Annotated in this window: 20 protein-coding genes; 12 read left to right on the top strand and 8 right to left on the bottom strand. The window is 51.4% G+C overall.

Annotated elements, in window-relative coordinates; translation table 11 throughout:
• Window positions 1-37 precede the first annotated feature (37 nt).
• The 5 genes from argS to AB4876_RS07270 all read left to right on the top strand — a co-directional run bounded on the left by argS (window position 38) and on the right by AB4876_RS07270 (window position 4,853).
• Entirely contained in the window at window positions 38-1,792 is a 1,755-nt protein-coding gene (gene argS / locus AB4876_RS07290; RefSeq protein WP_368380994.1) for an arginine--tRNA ligase, read from the top strand.
• 3 nt (window positions 1,793-1,795) lie between these two features.
• Complete coding sequence (locus tag AB4876_RS07285; protein WP_301028812.1) at window positions 1,796-2,398, top strand: SPOR domain-containing protein; 603 nt, start codon at window positions 1,796-1,798, stop codon at window positions 2,396-2,398.
• Between the two features lie 94 nt (window positions 2,399-2,492).
• Window positions 2,493-3,032, top strand: a complete 540-nt coding sequence (gene hslV / locus AB4876_RS07280; protein WP_368380993.1) for an ATP-dependent protease subunit HslV — start codon at window positions 2,493-2,495, stop codon at window positions 3,030-3,032.
• 26 nt (window positions 3,033-3,058) lie between these two features.
• Complete coding sequence (gene hslU, locus AB4876_RS07275) at window positions 3,059-4,378, top strand: ATP-dependent protease ATPase subunit HslU (protein WP_368380992.1); 1,320 nt, start codon at window positions 3,059-3,061, stop codon at window positions 4,376-4,378.
• 91 nt (window positions 4,379-4,469) lie between these two features.
• Complete coding sequence (locus AB4876_RS07270; RefSeq protein WP_368380991.1) at window positions 4,470-4,853, top strand: gamma-butyrobetaine hydroxylase family protein; 384 nt, start codon at window positions 4,470-4,472, stop codon at window positions 4,851-4,853.
• A 2-nt stretch (window positions 4,854-4,855) separates the two neighbouring features.
• Here the strand turns inward: AB4876_RS07270 and AB4876_RS07265 are convergent, their stop codons facing one another.
• Both AB4876_RS07265 and AB4876_RS07260 read right to left on the bottom strand, forming a co-directional pair.
• Window positions 4,856-5,104: a hypothetical protein gene (locus AB4876_RS07265; RefSeq protein WP_368380990.1), complete on the bottom strand. Its 249-nt coding sequence runs from the start codon at window positions 5,102-5,104 to the stop codon at window positions 4,856-4,858.
• A gap of 172 nt (window positions 5,105-5,276) precedes the next feature.
• Window positions 5,277-6,662, bottom strand: coding sequence for a PhoH family protein (locus AB4876_RS07260; protein WP_368380989.1), 1,386 nt, complete (start codon window positions 6,660-6,662; stop codon window positions 5,277-5,279).
• A 352-nt stretch (window positions 6,663-7,014) separates the two neighbouring features.
• Between AB4876_RS07260 and AB4876_RS07255 the strand changes: the two genes are divergently transcribed.
• Window positions 7,015-8,904 carry a VacB/RNase II family 3'-5' exoribonuclease gene (locus AB4876_RS07255; RefSeq protein WP_368380988.1) on the top strand — a complete coding sequence of 630 codons (1,890 nt, stop codon included), beginning with the start codon at window positions 7,015-7,017 and terminating at the stop codon, window positions 8,902-8,904.
• 177 nt (window positions 8,905-9,081) lie between these two features.
• Here AB4876_RS07255 and asnS read toward each other — a convergent pair whose 3' ends face one another.
• Entirely contained in the window at window positions 9,082-10,476 is a 1,395-nt protein-coding gene (gene asnS / locus AB4876_RS07250; RefSeq protein ID WP_368380987.1) for an asparagine--tRNA ligase, read from the bottom strand.
• 208 nt (window positions 10,477-10,684) lie between these two features.
• Here asnS and AB4876_RS07245 point away from each other — a divergent pair, with 208 nt between their 5' ends.
• The 4 genes from AB4876_RS07245 to AB4876_RS07230 all read left to right on the top strand — a co-directional run bounded on the left by AB4876_RS07245 (window position 10,685) and on the right by AB4876_RS07230 (window position 12,973).
• Entirely contained in the window at window positions 10,685-11,446 is a 762-nt protein-coding gene (locus AB4876_RS07245; RefSeq protein ID WP_368380986.1) for a glycerophosphodiester phosphodiesterase family protein, read from the top strand.
• 293 nt (window positions 11,447-11,739) lie between these two features.
• Complete coding sequence (locus AB4876_RS07240) at window positions 11,740-11,865, top strand: hypothetical protein (RefSeq protein ID WP_368380985.1); 126 nt, start codon at window positions 11,740-11,742, stop codon at window positions 11,863-11,865.
• 187 nt (window positions 11,866-12,052) lie between these two features.
• Window positions 12,053-12,421 (top strand): PPOX class F420-dependent oxidoreductase, encoded by a 369-nt coding sequence (locus tag AB4876_RS07235; protein ID WP_368380984.1) that lies wholly within the window; start codon window positions 12,053-12,055, stop codon window positions 12,419-12,421.
• Window positions 12,422-12,511: 90 nt separating this feature from the next.
• On the top strand, window positions 12,512-12,973 hold the full coding sequence (locus AB4876_RS07230) for an Mpo1 family 2-hydroxy fatty acid dioxygenase (RefSeq protein ID WP_368380983.1): 462 nt from the start codon (window positions 12,512-12,514) through the stop codon (window positions 12,971-12,973).
• A 32-nt stretch (window positions 12,974-13,005) separates the two neighbouring features.
• On the opposite strand, the gene AB4876_RS07225 is transcribed toward AB4876_RS07230, so the two are convergent.
• The 3 genes from AB4876_RS07225 to AB4876_RS07215 all read right to left on the bottom strand — a co-directional run bounded on the left by AB4876_RS07225 (window position 13,006) and on the right by AB4876_RS07215 (window position 14,985).
• Complete coding sequence (locus AB4876_RS07225; RefSeq protein ID WP_368380982.1) at window positions 13,006-13,797, bottom strand: methyltransferase domain-containing protein; 792 nt, start codon at window positions 13,795-13,797, stop codon at window positions 13,006-13,008.
• 266 nt (window positions 13,798-14,063) lie between these two features.
• Window positions 14,064-14,264: a YdcH family protein gene (locus tag AB4876_RS07220; protein WP_368380981.1), complete on the bottom strand. Its 201-nt coding sequence runs from the start codon at window positions 14,262-14,264 to the stop codon at window positions 14,064-14,066.
• 103 nt (window positions 14,265-14,367) lie between these two features.
• Window positions 14,368-14,985, bottom strand: a complete 618-nt coding sequence (locus AB4876_RS07215; protein ID WP_368380980.1) for a riboflavin synthase subunit alpha — start codon at window positions 14,983-14,985, stop codon at window positions 14,368-14,370.
• Between the two features lie 106 nt (window positions 14,986-15,091).
• On the opposite strand from AB4876_RS07215, the gene AB4876_RS07210 reads away from it, so the two are divergent.
• Both AB4876_RS07210 and AB4876_RS07205 read left to right on the top strand, forming a co-directional pair.
• Entirely contained in the window at window positions 15,092-15,346 is a 255-nt protein-coding gene (locus tag AB4876_RS07210; protein ID WP_368380979.1) for a DUF1145 domain-containing protein, read from the top strand.
• Between the two features lie 166 nt (window positions 15,347-15,512).
• The gene (locus AB4876_RS07205; RefSeq protein WP_368380978.1) at window positions 15,513-16,310 is read left to right on the top strand and encodes a ParA family protein; all 798 of its coding nucleotides are present in this window, start codon (window positions 15,513-15,515) and stop codon (window positions 16,308-16,310) included.
• Window positions 16,311-16,331: 21 nt separating this feature from the next.
• Here AB4876_RS07205 and AB4876_RS07200 read toward each other — a convergent pair whose 3' ends face one another.
• Window positions 16,332-16,796, bottom strand: coding sequence for an LEA/WHy family protein (locus tag AB4876_RS07200; protein ID WP_368380977.1), 465 nt, complete (start codon window positions 16,794-16,796; stop codon window positions 16,332-16,334).
• An 81-nt stretch (window positions 16,797-16,877) separates the two neighbouring features.
• Entirely contained in the window at window positions 16,878-17,546 is a 669-nt protein-coding gene (locus AB4876_RS07195; protein WP_368380976.1) for a YiaD family glycine zipper/OmpA-like lipoprotein, read from the bottom strand.
• Between the last annotated feature and the right edge of the window lie 129 nt (window positions 17,547-17,675).

Raw genomic sequence — 17,675 nt, 5'->3', positions numbered from 1 at the left:
CGGCCTTGTTTCGCCCCAGAGAGTTAGTCACTACGCCATGAAAGAGAAAGTTGCCGCACATATCCATCAGGCCCTGCAAACCCTGCGCAGCGCTCACGCTTGGCCAGAAGATTTGGTGGCAAATATTCAAGTGGAGCACACCCGCGACAAGGCCCACGGCGATTTTGCCAGCAATATCGCGATGACTTTGGCCAAGCCATTAAAGTCTAACCCCCGCGCCATTGCCCAGCTGATTGTCGATGCCCTGCCAGAAACCAGCGACATTGTTAAAGTCGATATCGCCGGCCCCGGTTTTATTAACTTTTTCGTCGACGAAGCCAGTAACTACCAAGTTTTACACGACATTTTCGCCCAAGGTGAGCAGTTTGGTCGCCATGCCAGCCGCAACAAATCGATGCAGGTTGAGTTTGTCTCCGCCAACCCGACTGGCCCGCTGCACGTTGGTCACGGTCGCGGCGCAGCCTACGGCGCCAGCGTCGCCAATATGCTGGAAGCAGCCGGCTATGATGTGTGCCGTGAATATTATGTAAATGACGCCGGCCGCCAGATGGACATCCTCGGCACCAGTGTATGGCTGCGCTATCTGCAAGCCTGCGGCGAGACCATCACCTTTCCCAGCAATGGCTATCAGGGTGACTATATTGCCGACTATGGCCGCGAACTGCTGGCCAAGCACGGCGAAATTCTGCGCCATGCTGCCACCGACGTTTTTGCCGGCGTATGCACCGACGCCCCCGAGGGCGACAAAGAGAAGCACATCGACGGCCTTATCAACCGCGCCAAAGAACTGCTTGGCGACAACTACCAAATTACGTTCAACAAGGGCTTAGACGCTATTCTCGGTGACATTCGCAGCGATTTGGCGGAATTCGGCATTGAATACCAGCAGTGGTTTTCTGAACGCAGCCTGACCCACGATCCCGATCAGGTCAGCCGCGCCATCGCCAAACTTCAAGACAACGGCTTTATCGAAGAGCGCGACGGCGCGCTGTGGTTTATGTCAACCCGCTTTGGCGACGACAAAGACCGCGTAGTGAAGCGCGACAACGGCCAAACCACCTATTTCGCCTCAGACATTGCCTACCACCTCAATAAATTTGAGCGCGGCTTCGACACCGTAGTCAATATTTGGGGCGCCGATCACCATGGCTACATCTGCCGCGTAAAAGCAGCACTGGAAGCCATGGGCATAGATCCCGAGAAACTCGTGGTGCGGCTAGTGCAGTTTGTATCGCTGTATCGCGGCGACCAACAAGTACAAATGTCGACCCGCTCGGGCTCCTTTGTGACCCTGCGCGAGCTGCGTGAAGATGTCGGCAACGACGCCGCGCGTTTCTTTTATATTATGCGCAAGGCCGACCAAGCCACCGATTTCGATCTGGAATTAGCGAAGTCCGAAACCAAGGACAATCCGGTTTACTATATTCAATACGCCCATGCGCGGGTGGCCAGCATTCTCCGCAAGCTCGCCGAGCAGGGCGAAACGTGGACGCCAGCCGCGGGCCTTGCCAATTTAGCCAAGCTAGATAATGAGGCCGAAAAAGACCTGTTAGTGAAACTGTCACGCTACCCTGAGACACTGGCCAGCGCCGCCGAGCACTTCGAGCCCCACAGCTTGGCGCATTATTTGCGGGAATTGGCTGGCGACTTTCACACCTATTACAACGCCCACAAAATGCTCGGCGAAGATACCGCCGTGCGCGATGCCCGCCTTGCACTGGCCTGTGCCGTGCAGCAAGTATTGCGCAACGGGCTAAGCTTACTGGGCGTATCTGCTCCAGAGGAAATGTAAGGCATGGCACAAGCCCCTAAAAAAACCAGCCGTGGCGCTACCCGCAGCCCAGCCAGAAGTGGCCTACCCGCTTCCGTGCTGCTGGGCACGGGCTTTATAGCTGGAGTAATCTGCTCGGTGCTAGTGTTTAGCGCAATGAGCAAACAACCCAGCAACGAGACCAAGGTTGCTGCGGCAAAAACTGCCGCCGAAGCCAAGGTAAAAGCCGACCGCAAAGAAGTCACCACTAATACCAAATTCGATTTCTTCACTCTGCTCCCAGAGCGTGAAGTCATTGTTAACGACGAGCGCCCCGCAGCCAAACCCGTCGCCACGGCGAGCGCCCCCAAGAATGACCGCCCTCCGGTTGAGGTCAAACCCGACCCCAATATGGAAAAATATATTCTACAGGCTGGCTCATTCCGTCAAGGTGCCGACGCCGACCGCCGCCGCGCCCAGATTCTGCTACTCGGCCTCGATGCCAAAGTAGAATCAGTTGAAGCAAATGGCGAACGCTGGCACCGCGTTTATGTTGGCCCCTTCCAATCGCACAATACCCTGAGCGATGCCCGCAGCAAGTTGATCAATGAGAGTATTGATACTCTGGTTATTCGCCAAAAGAACTAAGCATAAGCTTTCTCGCGCCCTTGAAAATATCAGGGGCCAACCCCACTAACTCTGTTCACACCCGCTTTTCCCTATCAATTATAAGGAGTCCCGCGTGGAACAGTTTCGCGGCACCACAATACTCTCGGTTCGCCGGAATAATCAGGTCGTTATCGGCGGCGACGGTCAAGTCACCATGGGTAATACCGTGATGAAGGGCAATGCCCGCAAAGTCCGCCGTCTATATAAAGAACAAGTGCTGGCCGGCTTCGCTGGCGGCACCGCCGATGCCTTTACCCTGTTTGAGCTATTTGAAATTCAGCTCGAAAAACACTCAGGCAAACTCACCAAGGCCGCTGTTGAACTCGCCAAAGCCTGGCGCAGCGAGCGCTCTCTGCGCCAACTCGAAGCCCTGCTCATTGTCGCCGACAAAGAAACCACCTTGGTTATCAGCGGCAATGGCGATGTCATCGAGCCCGAAGACAATATGATTGCCATTGGCTCCGGCGGCTCCTTTGCCACCGCTGCGGCCCGCGCGCTAATGGACAATACCGAACTTAGCGCCAGTGATATTGTTGAAAAAGGCCTGACCATCGCTGGTGATATCTGTATTTACACCAACCACAGCCGCACCATTGAATCTTTGGAATACTAGCGCCCAAGGGCGCCCTCGGAGTCTCCATGTCGACCATGACACCCCGTGAAATCGTTCACGAATTAGATAAACACATTGTTGGTCAAAGTGATGCGAAACGCGCCGTGGCAATTGCCCTGCGCAACCGCTGGCGGCGCATGCAGCTTAGTGAAGAGCTGCGCGACGAAATCACCCCCAAGAACATTTTGATGATTGGCCCCACCGGCGTCGGCAAAACTGAAATTGCCCGCCGCTTGGCCAAACTCGCCAACGCGCCGTTCATTAAGGTTGAAGCCACCAAATTCACCGAAGTGGGCTATGTCGGCCGCGACGTGGAATCCATTATCCGCGACCTAGTTGATGTCTCGATTAAACTGTATCGCGAGCAGGCCATGGAGCAAGTGGCTCACCGCGCCGCCGATGCGGCTGAAGAGCGCATTCTTGACGCTTTACTGCCGCCAGCACGCGGCGAAGCCACAGAAGAAGAGCGCAATACCAGCACTCGCCAACTATTTCGTAAAAAACTTCGGGAAGGCGAACTCGACGACCGAGAAATTGAAATAGAACTCAATATGGCTCCCGTTGGCGTCGAAATCATGGCCCCTCCTGGCATGGAAGAAATGACCAACCAGTTGCAGGGCATGTTCTCTAAAATGGGCGGCGACCGCAAAAAGACTCGCCGCTTAACGGTTAAGGCCGCTGCCAAGCAGCTTCAAGACGAAGAAGCCGCAAAGCTTGTTAACGAAGAAGAATTAAAGGCCCGTGCCGTAGAAGCGGCTGAGCAGAACGGTATTGTCTTTATTGACGAGATCGACAAAGTCGCCAAACGCCAAGAATCCGGTGGCGCCGACGTATCCCGCGAAGGCGTACAGCGCGACTTGCTACCGCTTATTGAGGGCTGCACAGTTAGCACTAAGCACGGCGTGATTCGTACCGATCATATTTTGTTTGTGGCCTCAGGCGCCTTTCACCTGAGTAAACCATCAGACTTAATCCCAGAATTGCAGGGCCGCCTGCCGATTCGAGTAGAACTGTCGGCATTAACGCCCGAAGATTTTGAGCGCATTCTTACCGAGCCACATGCGTCTTTGACCGAGCAGTATCAGGCCCTATTAGCAACCGAAGGCCTGAGCATTGAGTTCACCGCCGACGGCATTCGCCGCATTGCCGAAACCGCGTGGGAAGTGAACGAGCGCACCGAGAATATCGGCGCACGCCGCCTGCACACCATGCTCGAGCGTTTACTTGAAACAATTTCCTTTGACGCTGGCGACATCAAAGATCCTGTTAAAATTGATGGTGATTACGTGAATGAACAGCTAGGTGAATTGGCGAAGGATGAAGATTTGAGTCGATTTATACTTTGATCGGGAGACGCTATACGGGAGACGGAAAACGCTTTGTTGAACTTGCGTCTCCCATCTCCCGTCCAGCATCTAGCCACCAACGGACACCACCATGAGCCAAGCGCCTACCGATATTAAATTTCGCAAGCAGTCCCAGCAGCTGGAACTCACTTACACTGGCGGTGAGCAGTTTGCCTTGGACGCAGAGTTTTTGCGCGTGCATTCGCCCTCGGCTGAGGTGCGGGGCCACGGCGCGGGACAGGAAACCCTACAAACCGGTAAAATGCATGTAAAAATTACTGAGCTAATTCCGGTGGGCAATTACGCTTTGCAGCTGGTGTTTAGCGACGGCCACGACAGTGGCATTTTCTCGTGGGTGTATTTGCGGGAGCTGTGCGAAACCAAAGACGCCAAGTGGGAAAGCTATTTACAAAAACTGCACGACGCCAAGGCCAGTCGGGACCCAGACCAACAGGTCGTAAAGTTTTTTGGTTAACGCTAATTACGCAAAACAATTCGTGGGTTTAAGTTCACGCCACCATCTTCCTCTAAAACACCAATATTAACGCCGGTAGAATTTTCAACTACGACCATTGGTGGTTCAAAGCTCGGATGACGAATAAACTTAAGCTGCCAGCCAAAATTTTCGATTCTGCGCAGCGCTATTTTCTGCAAATCCGTCAGCATATCCATTGCATTCTCTGGCACAGGAGGTTCTGCCCTGCGTTTTTCTTGTGTCATATCCATAAACGGCCTACCTAATGTCGGATCTTTAGCCAATTAACACTAAGCTTATGGCGCGGAAAGTTCCATGACGGATAAACCCTATTGACAACAACTAGGCCCGCAAAACCGCGTTAACTGCACCGCTACCGCTGACTTTACGGGCTGAAACTCAGACCTTACTCAAGTATTGAAATCAAAGATTTTCCTCGGCAAACGCCGCTAATCGCGAGCGTTCAATACCATTAACGTGCATAACCCCCGCGTGTTCGAAGTGTTTACATTTTTCAACCAAATAGGTCAGACCAGAGGTCAACGGCGAAATATATTTATTGTCAATTTGAGCTAAATTGCCCAGCACCACAATTTTTGAGTTCACCCCAACTCGAGTGATGATGGACTTTAGCTGAAACTGAGTAAGGCTCTGCGCTTCATCAATGACAATATAGGCATTATTAAAAGAGCGCCCTCGCATAAAATTTAGTGACTTAAATTGAATATTCGCCTTGTCCTTCACATACTCTATACTGCTGTAGGGCGACTCGTCGCTGCCATGTAGCACCTCCAGGTTATCTTCAAATGCGGCAAGCCAGGGTGCCATTTTCTCTTCCTCCGTACCCGGTAAAAAGCCGATATCCTCAGCCATAGGCGGAGTCGAGCGCGCCACAATCATCTTGTCATATCGTTTTTCTTCCAAAATAGCGTGTAGACCATACGCTAAAGCGATAAGGGTTTTACCCGAGCCCGCTGGGCCCGTCATGACAGTCATATCTATATTGCTTTGGGCGATTAGGAAAAAGGCCATCGCCTGCTCAAAATTACGCGGACTCAAGCCCCACATCCGCTGGTGCATTAATTGATCGCGACTCAGGTCGAGTAGTTCAATTTTCTCCTTATCTACCGCCCGCACCATGCCGACAAAATCGTTGTCGTCATACACAAACTGATTAATGTGCGCCTTGGGCAGTAGTTCACTATTAAGTACATGAATGGTTTGACTGCCCTCGCGCAAGGTGTCTACCTTGTCGACGGACTCCCACAGCGTGCCAGCCAAGTGTTCATAGCCTTTGGCCATATATTGAATATCTTCCAACACTCGGTCTTTGCGATAGTCTTCAACATTTTCTAAGCCCGACCCTTTTGCCTTAAGGCGCATATTAATGTCTTTGGTCACCAGACAGACGTAGGCCTTGGGGTTTTTGAGCTGTAAATGCAGGGCAACATTTATAATTCGGTTGTCATTGGCTTGATGCTCGCTGCCATCAAGATAAGGCGCGGAAGTGTCGTGTTTAATCAGCTGATCGGGGAAAATGGCCAAGCTGCCATTTTTGTCTTCATCACGGGCCGAGGGAATAGGCACCCCCTCTTGTATTGCCTTAGGGCTGGCGTTAAATAAAATTTTATCAATCGCATTAATGGCAATCCGCGCTTCGCGACTCACATCTTTGTCGCGCCTGTCCTTGATATGATCGAGTTCCTCCAGCACCGTCATCGGGATAATCACCCGATGTTCATGAAAGGCGCTTAGCGCCATCGGGTCATGCAATAGAACATTGGTATCAAGAACAAAGATTTTTTCCATAGGACACTCTCTGTTGGCAACAACGACAAAAACCGGCACCTCATCGCCCTCGCGCCAAGAGCACGAGAAGACCGGCGAAAGACTAGTAAGTGAGAAAAACCTAAACGAAGGGGGTAAAACTGCTGCAGCGACACAGCGTGGCCGCGGTGCGCAAAGGTATTGTGACTGTAAGCCCAAAGGCAGTTGGATTCTGGCGGCAACAGACCGCTCCATACAGCGTAGCGTAGCTTGATTATTAAAAGCGATGGCCATCATTGTCAACCGTTATTACGTCGATTTGGGAAGACTCTGCTGCGCATTTCCGCTACCCTGTAGCCCTTTTTAGCGACCCGAACACAGGTACCACACCTCCATGCTCGACAAAAATGCCCTGCAGCAGCTCCGCCAACTCAAAACTCATATTATTGACACCAAAGATCAAGGTGAAGGCGAAGTTCGCGGCAGTCAGCGCCGCTTCGGTTTTGTGCGCTTAGATGACAAGCGCGACGTATTTCTCGCCCCAGACGATATGCAGCGGGTGTTTCCCGGTGATCGCGTCAAAATCACCGTGCACACCGACGACAAGGGTAAGTTTAAGGCTGAGCTCGAAAAGCTCATCGACAGCCCGCTAGACTGCTTTACCGGTCGCTATATTGTTCGCGGCCAGGGGCACTTTGTAGAGCCAGACCTGCCACGCTTTAATAAACTGCTGTTTATTCCGCCCTCACAGCGCAAGAAATGCGCCGAGGGCGATTTGCTGTATTGTCAGGTGGCACAACACCCCTTTAAAGACGGCAAATCTCAGGTCAAAGTATTAGAGAATATCGGCCGACCCGATCAAGCCGGAATTGAAGGCAAGTACACCCAGCGCAAATTTAAATTGCCCCGCGACTGGCCCGCTAGCTGCGGCATTACCGACGATGCCTACTTAGATGGCCGTGAAGATCTGCGCGAACTGCCGTTTGTAACCATCGACGCTGCCGAAACCCGCGACTTAGACGACGCGCTCTGGGCCCAGGGCAACGAGAACGGCTGGACGCTGAAGGTTGCCGTGGCTGACCCAGGTGCCTTTATCGGCCCAGGCACCCCTCTAGACCTTGCAGCCAAACAGCGCGCTAGCAGTGTCTATTTACCGGGCTTTAATCAACCGATGATGCCTAATAGCGTCTCCCAAGGTGCTTGCTCGCTGCTAGCCAACGAAGATCGCGCCGCGATGGTCTGCACCCTGCAAATTAGCCATGATGGCGACATTAGCGACATTCAGTTTAGCGAAGCCCTGATCCACTCCCAGGCCAAGCTGAGCTATAACGACGTTCACGCGCATATCCACGACGAAATGGATTTAGGCTATCCCAGCCTAAAAGACCTGTACGCAGCCAGCCAAGCCCTGAATCGCTATCGCCGCGAACACCACTTGGTGATGCCTGAGCAACCCGATTACCACCTGCAGCTCAATGAGCAGCGCAAGATTGAAAGCATTGTTAAAGTGGAGCGCAACGACGCTCACCGTTTGGTAGAAGAGTGCATGCTCGCCGCCAACCGCAGCGTTGCAGAATGGCTAGGCGACACTCCCGCACTATTCATTAGCCACGCGGGTCTGCGCGAAGACCGTCTCGACAATGTGCGCAAAGTCATCGCAAAGGAATTGCCCGAGCTAATTGACAGCGATATAAGCAGCCTCGCTGACTACAAAGCCTTAATTAAAGCCTGCGACGCCAGCAGCTCAAGCCTGCCATTGCGCAGTATTTTTGCCCGCATGTTGCAACCTGGCACCGTTAGTATCGAGCCCAAACCGCACTTTGGCCTCGGCCTAGCGCGCTACACCACCTTTACTTCGCCGCTGCGTAAATACAGCGATCTCATCGTACAGCGCTGCATTCGCGCCAAGCTCCGCGGTGAAACTGCCCAGCACATCGACGAAGACACCGCTAACGCCCTGCAATACGCCCTGCGCAACGGTCGCCAAGCCAGCAAGCAAATGGAGCAATGGCTGCAATACCAATACCTTGCCACTAATACCAGCGACACCGTTTATCGCGCCCGCATTGCCCACGTTAATGGCGGCGGTTTTAGCGTGGAACTCGAAGACTCCGGTATAAGCGGCTTTGTAGAAGCCCGCACCATACCCGGAAAACTCAGCTTCGATGCCGACACCCTGCGCCTATTCAACGAGCACAGCAATTATCAGCTAGAGCAGATAGTGAATGTTAAGGTGTCTGAGCTGGATGATTTTCAGCGTAAGCTGATGTTTATCCTCGCTTAAACGAGGAGACGCTTGACGGGAGACGGTGAACGCTAAGGAATTTACTACGCTCACATAACTTACCTACATGACTCGGGGCTTGTACACTGAGCAGGGCTAGGCTTTTGCGTCTTTCGTCTCCCATCCAGCGTTCTGCTGATAAGGCATTGCATCTCCTGTCAAGCACCTCCCGCTAACTCAGTAATCAGCATGCTTCGGCGTTCGTGGAAACGGAATCGCATCGCGGATATTCTCCATGCCGGTGATGTAATTCAGCAAGCGCTCAAAGCCTAGCCCAAAACCGGCGTGGGCAACGGTGCCGTAGCGGCGCAGATCGCGATACCACTCCAAGCCCTCTAAACCCTGCTCAGCCATACGCATGTCCAAAACATCTAGACGTTCTTCGCGCTGGGCACCGCCAATAATCTCGCCAATGCCGGGCGCTAATACGTCCATCGCGGCAACGGTTTTCCCGTCGTCGTTAAGCCGCATATAAAAAGCTTTTATGTCTTTGGGGTAATTAGTGACGATTAGCGGCCCACCGACATGCTCCTCGCACAGGTAACGCTCGTGTTCAGACTGCATATCGAGGCCCCAGCGCACTGGATACTCAAATTTCTTACCGGATTTCTCCAGTATTTTAATCGCATCGCCGTAGTCCATGCGTTCAAAGGGCGTGCTTGCCACTTTCTGAGCGCGGGCCAAAACGCCCTCGTCGACAAACTGATTAAAAAAGGCGAGGTCGTCTTCGCAGTTTTCCAAAACCTGAGTTAGCAAATAGCGAAGAAAGTCTTCGGCCAAGGCTGCATCATCGTCCAAATTGGCAAAGGCAATTTCCGGTTCCACCATCCAAAACTCAGCGAGGTGACGGCTGGTATTAGAGTTTTCGGCGCGAAAGGTGGGGCCAAAGGTATAGACCTTAGACATCGCCAAACAATAAGCCTCGGCATTGAGCTGACCGGAGACGGTTAGAAACGCTTCTTTACCAAAGAAGTCAGCGCCAAAATCCACCGCGCCCTGCTCGGTGCGGGGCAGATTCATCAGGTCCAAGGTGCTGACCCGAAACATTTCGCCCGCACCTTCGCAGTCGCTAGCAGTAATAAGCGGCGTATTGATCCACTGGAACTCACGCTCGTAAAAATAGCGATGTACCGCATTAGCCAATACCGTGCGCACCCGTGTGGTAGCGCCAAAGGTATTGGTGCGGGGCCGTAAATGAGCCACGGTGCGTAAATATTCAAAGCTGTGCCGTTTCTTGGCAATAGGGTAGGTGTCTGGATCATCTACCCAACCGCAAACTTCAATGCCGCTAGCCTGAATCTCAAAACTCTGGCCCTTGCCTTGAGACTCGACCAACACCCCCTTGGCAATTACCGAGCAACCCGCGGTAAGGCGCAGTACATCAGCTTGATAATTCGCAAGCTCTCCTGGCGCAACCACTTGGATCGCCGCTTGGGCTGAGCCGTCGTGTAGCGCCAAAAATGAAAAACCGCCCTTGGAATCCCGCCGACTGCGAATCCAGCCCCGCACTTCGACCTCGCTCCCCTGTGCGACGCGACCTGCCAGCAAAGACTTGATTGATACCACTGTCATAAGGACTCCAAATTTATTCAACAACATTTATCTGCGCATTATAGGCCGCGATGACCGAGCTCAGTAACTTCTCACAAGGAAAATATCTCGCCACCGCGACACTGCCAATATTAGGCCCGCGCCAGCCACAAAATTCACTCCCAATAAATACCATTTACGGCTACAGTAAATATTGGAAATACCCCTTCACCACGTTACAGAGACGAGTATGCAGGCCGAAAATTTTATTGCCCATCGCGGCTGGCGCCAACACTACCCAGAAAACACCCTAATTGCATTCCAGCAAGCCATTGCGGCGGGCGCGGTCAATATTGAACTCGACATTCAAATTAGCGCCGACGGTGTGCCCTTTGTATTTCACGACCCCAATCTGCAGCGGATGTGCGGCTGCGGCGGCTTGATTTGGGAATATCGCGCCAAGGAACTTCTGGCCTTAAAGGCCTCAGAAAGTGCCCGCCTCGGCAATAAATTTCCAGATAACCCCATGTGCTTGCTAAGCGACATCGTAACCTTGCTACAGGCCCACCCCACGGTGAATGCCTATGTGGAAATTAAAGAAGAAAGTCTGAGCCACTTTGATGAAGCAACAGTGGTCGATGCCATCATCGATGTACTGTGCCCGGTAGCCGACCGCTGCCTACTAATTAGCTTTGAGTTAAGCGCCTTAATTTACGCTCAACACCAAGGTTGGCAGCGCTTTGCCGCGGTGTTCGATTACTGGCCAGACTGGCAGCTCGCCTCTCTCGCCAGCCTAAACCCCGAAGTGATTTTTTGCGATAAACACTGTGTACCAACCGATGCCGACCTTCGCGCGCTGCCCTGGCCGCTATTGGTTTACGAGGTAGGCACCCTGCAAGAGGCGAAAGACTGGTTTGCCCGTGGCACCGTCGCGGTAGAAACATTTTTAGTTGGCGAGATGCTGCGAGACTTTAATATAACGGCGGCACTTCCTGCCATGCCGCTGCGCTAAGCCGAAAAAACCGCCCTAAAGCCCTCAAAAGCCGCTGCATTACACCAATTTAATCCCTGTGCCATGATTAACGGCCCTTAACCGCCAGCTAAATTCTAGGTAATAGAAGCGCTAAGTCCTTGTATTTAAATGGCATGGCACATGGCTAATAAATTAAATATGGCCGCAAATCCGGCCCCTGAGCGGCGTGCGCACAATATCGCCGTAACCCAATAAATGCGTGATCCTTCGTATACTGGCTACGTCATCAAGACACAGTAAATCTTACTTAATAGATACCTAGGAGCACCACCATGAGCCAATTACAAGCCGCCATCGCATCTAACGACATCAGCTTTTTTGCCGAACTCGCTGCCAAATACAGCCTACTGACGATTGTCGCTGTTGGCATTGTTGCCAGCGTAGCAGGATTAAACTAAGCCCTGCGTGCACTGCAACGAGAGCGATATAATGAGCGTAACCAATCAACTGTCGGCAACAACTGCGTCGACAGTTTTGCGTAAACTAGCGCAAAACGTAACAGAGCCTTGCCAAGTTTATTAACCCGCGCCACACTGCCAGCTATTCGACACTCCGCTATAAAGCCGCCTAGTTGAAACTGCCAATATGAAACACCTATTCCAATCTAGCTACATTTTATTCAGCACCAAAAAGCGCGATGGTAGCTTTGTCGCGACGCCGGTGTGGTGCTCGGGTGACGAACACACGCTGTATGCCTACTCGGCTGGTGAGGCCGGCAAGGTCAAACGCCTACGTAATTTTAGCGAATGTAAAGTCGCACCCTGCACGGTCAGTGGCAAACGCCTTGGTGATGATATCAATGCCCATGCCTATTTACTTGATCCCGAGGAAAGTATCGTCGCCCATCGAAGCTTGACGAAAAAATACGGCTGGCAAATGCGGGTTTTAAATGTCGGCGCGAGCATCACTGGCCGCAAAAAGAGCCGAGCGTTTATTCGTATCGAATTGAGCTGAACAGCCAATAGCCCTTGTCAATTCGGCCATTGACGCTAAGCGAGGGTTCACCTACTTTAGGCATCTATAACCTAGTAGGAGACTAATGCGGTGCGCACCCTAAATCAGTGGCTAGACGAATACGACGCTTCACACCAAAACCCACGCAACAAAGCCATCCACCTCTGGTGTGTTCCAGCAATTGCCGTGTGCACTGTGGCGCTGTTGTGGCTAGTAAATATTCCGAACACCACCGCCAATCTTGGCCAAATTCTGCTCATTGGCGCGATGTTCTTTTACGGCTACCTATCTGTTCGCTTGGCGCTGGGCATGCTTCCATTTGTTATTCTGATAGCTGCTGGCATCATGCTCTACCAAATGTACGTGCCCTTGGCGCTGTGGATACCAGCTGGAGCAATATGGATTATTGCTTGGATAATGCAGTTTGTCGGTCACAAAGCAGAGGCTCAGCAGCCTTCATTCTTTACCAATATATTATTTTTGCTGATCGGCCCGCTGTGGATTCTTGGCTCACTTTACCAAAAGCTGGGCATTCAATTTCGCAGCGTCTAATAGGCTGCTCAACTGCCACGTAGGCCCAGAGCTCAGGCCGGCCGCCGACACAGCAAGTGTATATAGCGGCCCAGCGCCCAAAACGGCTCTTCCGCGCCATACTGCCACTCCAGAGCAAGTACATCTGCCACACTACGCTCGGCGCGCACCGCGCGAGGCATTAAATCGTAAACTAGACGTATGCCGCGCTTAGCGACAATCTCTAGGCCTGCGGCTTCCAATATGGCCATCATTTCCTGGGGCTGACGCGGTGCCGGCGGCGTGAGCCCGCCAGGATGGCCGGCAAAATCACGATCGCGAAGCTTATATAAATTGCCCTTGGCCATATTGCTAATAATCAGGGCGTTTAGGTTATAAAACATTAACGACAAATACGCGCCGGGCCGCATGCCAGCAACTAGCGCCGCAATAATATCCTCTGGCTCTTTTACCCACTCCAGCACCGCGTGGCACAGCACTAAGTCAAAGGCCTCGCGATACTCCGCAGTAGCTAAATCTTGAATCGCAGCATGCTGTATAACAACTCGGTCAGCCACTCCCGCTGCTGCAATATCGGCTTCGGCGATCGCCAGCATATCGGCCGACACATCATTCAATAATATCTGATGGCCGCATTCCGCGAGACGAATACTCATTTGCCCTAGGCCACCACCGGCATCCCAGACGCTCATCGTCTGCTCACCAGTCAACTCGCTCTCGTTAAGAGCTGGCACCTTGGCGAGTAACTCCCGCCAACAAAGTGCTAAGCGCAATTCGCCTTTGGGGTTGCCATAGATATTTTTACGGAAGCGCTCTGCAATGCCATCAAAATTACGGTCGGTCATACCAGCTTGAGCCTGTGGAAAAACGCCGAGCTTAAGCAAGCGGAGCGAAAAGCTCAATGCATAAAAAAACCGGAGCAATAAATTGCTCCGGTTTCCAAAATTTTAACATCCAATGTCGCATCCAATCCGTTGAATGCCTAAATCTTCCTGACAAGGCCTATTATCCCCCTTTCTCGTTTATCCAACAGTGGAGAACACCGGTGCGTCACGTGAGACATTTCCCACAACAACTACCCATTACCAACAATATGCGCACTACACTACTGCTAGGCATCGAGATCCGGTATCAAATCGTCCTTCAGCAATTCAATATCATCCTTTATCCGCAGTTTTTCCTTTTTAAGACGCTGAATAAGTAGCTGATTTTGATAGGGATTGGCTGCTAATTCACTTATTTTTTCATCAAGTGCACGATGCCGAATCTGCAATAGCAAAATTCGAGCACTGATAGAGGGGATATGATCCATAGTAAAGCAGTATTCCTATGACAAGGACTGTGAAGCTCTGAACTATTACTTTTTACGCTGCGCGAGCCGTATACACAAGCCCTCCATCAGCACGATTTAATCGTCAAAGCTCGCGCTCAGCCAAAACTCGCTCTACCGTATCCACAATTACCTGAGTTTGGCGATCGACCTCAATATTCACCCTGTCACCAATCTGTTTAGCGCCCAAATTCGTCACTCGCAGGGTTTCAGGAATCAAGCACACCGTAAAATGGGCCTCATTGCGCTCATAGTCAGCCACAGTCAAACTGCAGCCATTCACCCCAATAAAGCCTTTTTTAAAAACATACTTACTTAACTGCGGAGGCAGGCGAAAATGCAGGCTGCAATTATTTTCAGTTTGCTCAATGGCAATAATTTCCGCACAGCCGTCAACATGACCAGAAATATTATGCCCCCCAATTTCCGCGCCCTGTTTTGCCGAACGCTCAACATTCACTAAATCGCCGCGGTCCAACTCGCCCAAAGTCGTTAAATTGAGTGTTTCCTGCATAGCGTCAAAGCTAACGCGCAGCCCGTCAATCTGGGTTACTGTCATGCATACGCCGTCCAACCCGACGCTGGCGCCAATCTGCAAGTCTTCTAGCAGTACCGGCGGCAACTCGATATATAGCTGGTGTAAACCGACTTTACGTACCACCGACGCCAATGGGTAAGCCCCGTGAACAATTCCCGTATACATAATTTTTGCACCTATTTTGCGTTACAGAATATTAACTTATATTGAAGCGCTGCCGCCAATGCCGCATTATGCTCGTCCAACAATAAGGACAAGGTTTCGCCACACTATGAATAATTTTGGCAAAGTATTTATGCTGGTTTTCTGGCTTGGTTTTGCGGTGAACTCCCTCTTTCCTCTGCTCGGCGAATACAGTGTATGGCTGCAGTGGGCGGGTGTGGCTATTGCCATAACTCATGTCATTGAGTGTATTATTTTCCGCAAGCATGTGCGCGCCAACTACAGCAAGCCCGCCGAAGGTTACTTAGTGGTAATGCTCTTTGGGGTATTGCGCACTGGTGATTGGATAGGCAAAAAGGTCTAAGTCAGTACTCCCAAGCCTGCAGACCTCGTTCGCACCAGATCAGCGCAAAAAATCCAATAAAAGGCTTATTGACCGCCGGTTTTCCGCTCGGCCAGCGACCGGTCATAGCACCATGGCACGAGAGCTGCTAGGATTGATTTTTAGCAAAAATTCTCAGGACAGAGCCATGAAACGGGTGATTTTTAACCAGAAAGGTGGTGTTGGCAAAACCAGCATCACCTGTAATTTAGCTGCAATCAGTGCATGGAAAGGCTTTAAAACACTGGTTATTGACTTAGATATTCAAGGTAATAGCAGTGAATACCTAATCGGCACCCAGTTTCGGGATTTAGAAGACAATGCCGCCGATTTCTTCAAACAAAAACTATCCTTGTTCGGCAAAAGTAAAGAAGCGGCAGACTGCATATACGAAACTGAATTCCAAAACCTCTACCTGATGCCCTCGCACCCCGAATTGGCGGTAATTGAGCGCGAGTTAGAAACCCGCCACAAAATTTATAAGCTGCGCGATGCCTTAAACAAGCTGCAAGCCGAATACGAGCATATTTATATTGATACCCCGCCGGCCCTCAATTTTTACAGCCGCTCAGCCTTGATTGCCGCCGACTCACTACTTATACCTTTTGACTGCGACAGCTTTTCACAGAGTGCATTAATGGGTCTAATGGAAACCGTGGAAGAAATTCGCGAAGACCACAACCCCGAGCTCAGCCTAGAGGGCATTGTGGTTAATCAGTTTCAATCTCAAGCGAGCTTACCCACTCAATTAATTGAAAGCATGAAGGAAAGCGGCCTGCCAATTTTTGAGCAATATTTGAGCAGTTCGGTCAAAATGAAAGAATCTCGCAGCAGACAAAGCCCGATGATCCATTTTGCACCCTCACACAAGCTCACGCAGCAATTGCTGAGCCTGCACGACAGTTTAAGTGGTAGCAACACCAGCAGTGCCGCTCGCAGCGCTTAAACGCTGCACGGCACTCTAGTATTAGGGTGCCGTTGAACCCAAACCGACCTTACCCTTTTTATTTATTGTGATATCACCCAAACCAAAGTTTTCTACTGCAGTGGTTAAACTGAGCTGGTAATCCAAATCAGACTGCATACTGCCCATAATCGCCCGCAACACGCCCAAGCCGCTGAGTAAATTCACCTCTACTGGCACCACAATCTCGGTACGACCATTGGCAGGCAAACTGAAGGATTCATTCAAACTGCCGCCAGCCAAAGCCTGGCCTTGCAAACTTAATTGGTAACGCAAACGGCCCAAATTCAAGGCAAAGCTATTGGGATTATCCAATTGCAGGCCAACCAACAAACGCTGCTGCAAACCATTGGCGGGCGCCATTTTAATATGGGTAATCGCAACTTGGGGCTTTTCTAGGGGATTAAATGCCGCACACGCCGACATCAGCATCGCCGCTAAAATCACTAAGCAGGTTTTCATTTTCATCGTTAACACCACCCTAAAAGATTTACTTCAGGCATAAAAAAGGGGCACCGAAAAGGGCGCCCCTACATCGCGTCAATATACTTACTGAGTAGGCAGCATTTCAATTTCAACGCGGCGGTTCTGCTCGCGGCCAGACGCAGTGCTGTTGTCGGCAATCGGATCACGAGGACCGTAACCAGAGGTACGAATACGGCTAGCAGCCACACCTTGGTTCATAAAGTAACGGCCAACGCTGCTGGCGCGCTGCTCAGACAGCGACTGATTGGTCTGGAAAGAGCCGGTAGAATCAGTGAAACCATTGATTTGCATCAGAGTTTTATCAAACTCTTTCGCAACCAGTACGACACTGTCTAGCACGTCGTGGAAACCACCTTTAATAGCCGAGCTGCCGGTATCAAACGTAATATTACCAGGCATAATCAGTTTGATATTGTCGCCAACGCGCTCAACGCGAACACCAGTGCCTTCTAAACGTGCGCGCAATTTTGCTTCTTGACGATCCATGTAATAACCGTAGCCGCCGCCAGCCGCAGCGCCGACAACCGCGCCCTGCAAGGCACCTTTTTTACGGTCATCTTTACTAGATACTGCAGCGCCCAGTACGGCACCACCCAAAGCACCCCAGCCAGCGCCCTTAGCGGTATTGCTGGTTTTTTCTTCACCGGTATACGGGTCGATACTACAAGCTGTCGCAAAAACAGTTGCCACTAACAGCGCTGTCCAGCGGCCGGCTTTAATAGAAATATTCATTGGTGAACCCCCTAGTTCATTTTCATCAAACAGTATTGCCTTATCATGACACAGGCATCTGACTAAAAAACATGCCACTATTCACGGCATTAAACCCCTCACCGCCATGAACTTGCCACACAACTTCTC

Origin of the sequence: Zhongshania guokunii (genome assembly GCF_040892635.1) — a bacterium.
GTDB lineage: Bacteria > Pseudomonadota > Gammaproteobacteria > Pseudomonadales > Spongiibacteraceae > Spongiibacter > Spongiibacter guokunii.
This window is presented reverse-complemented; position numbering and strand designations above follow the sequence as displayed.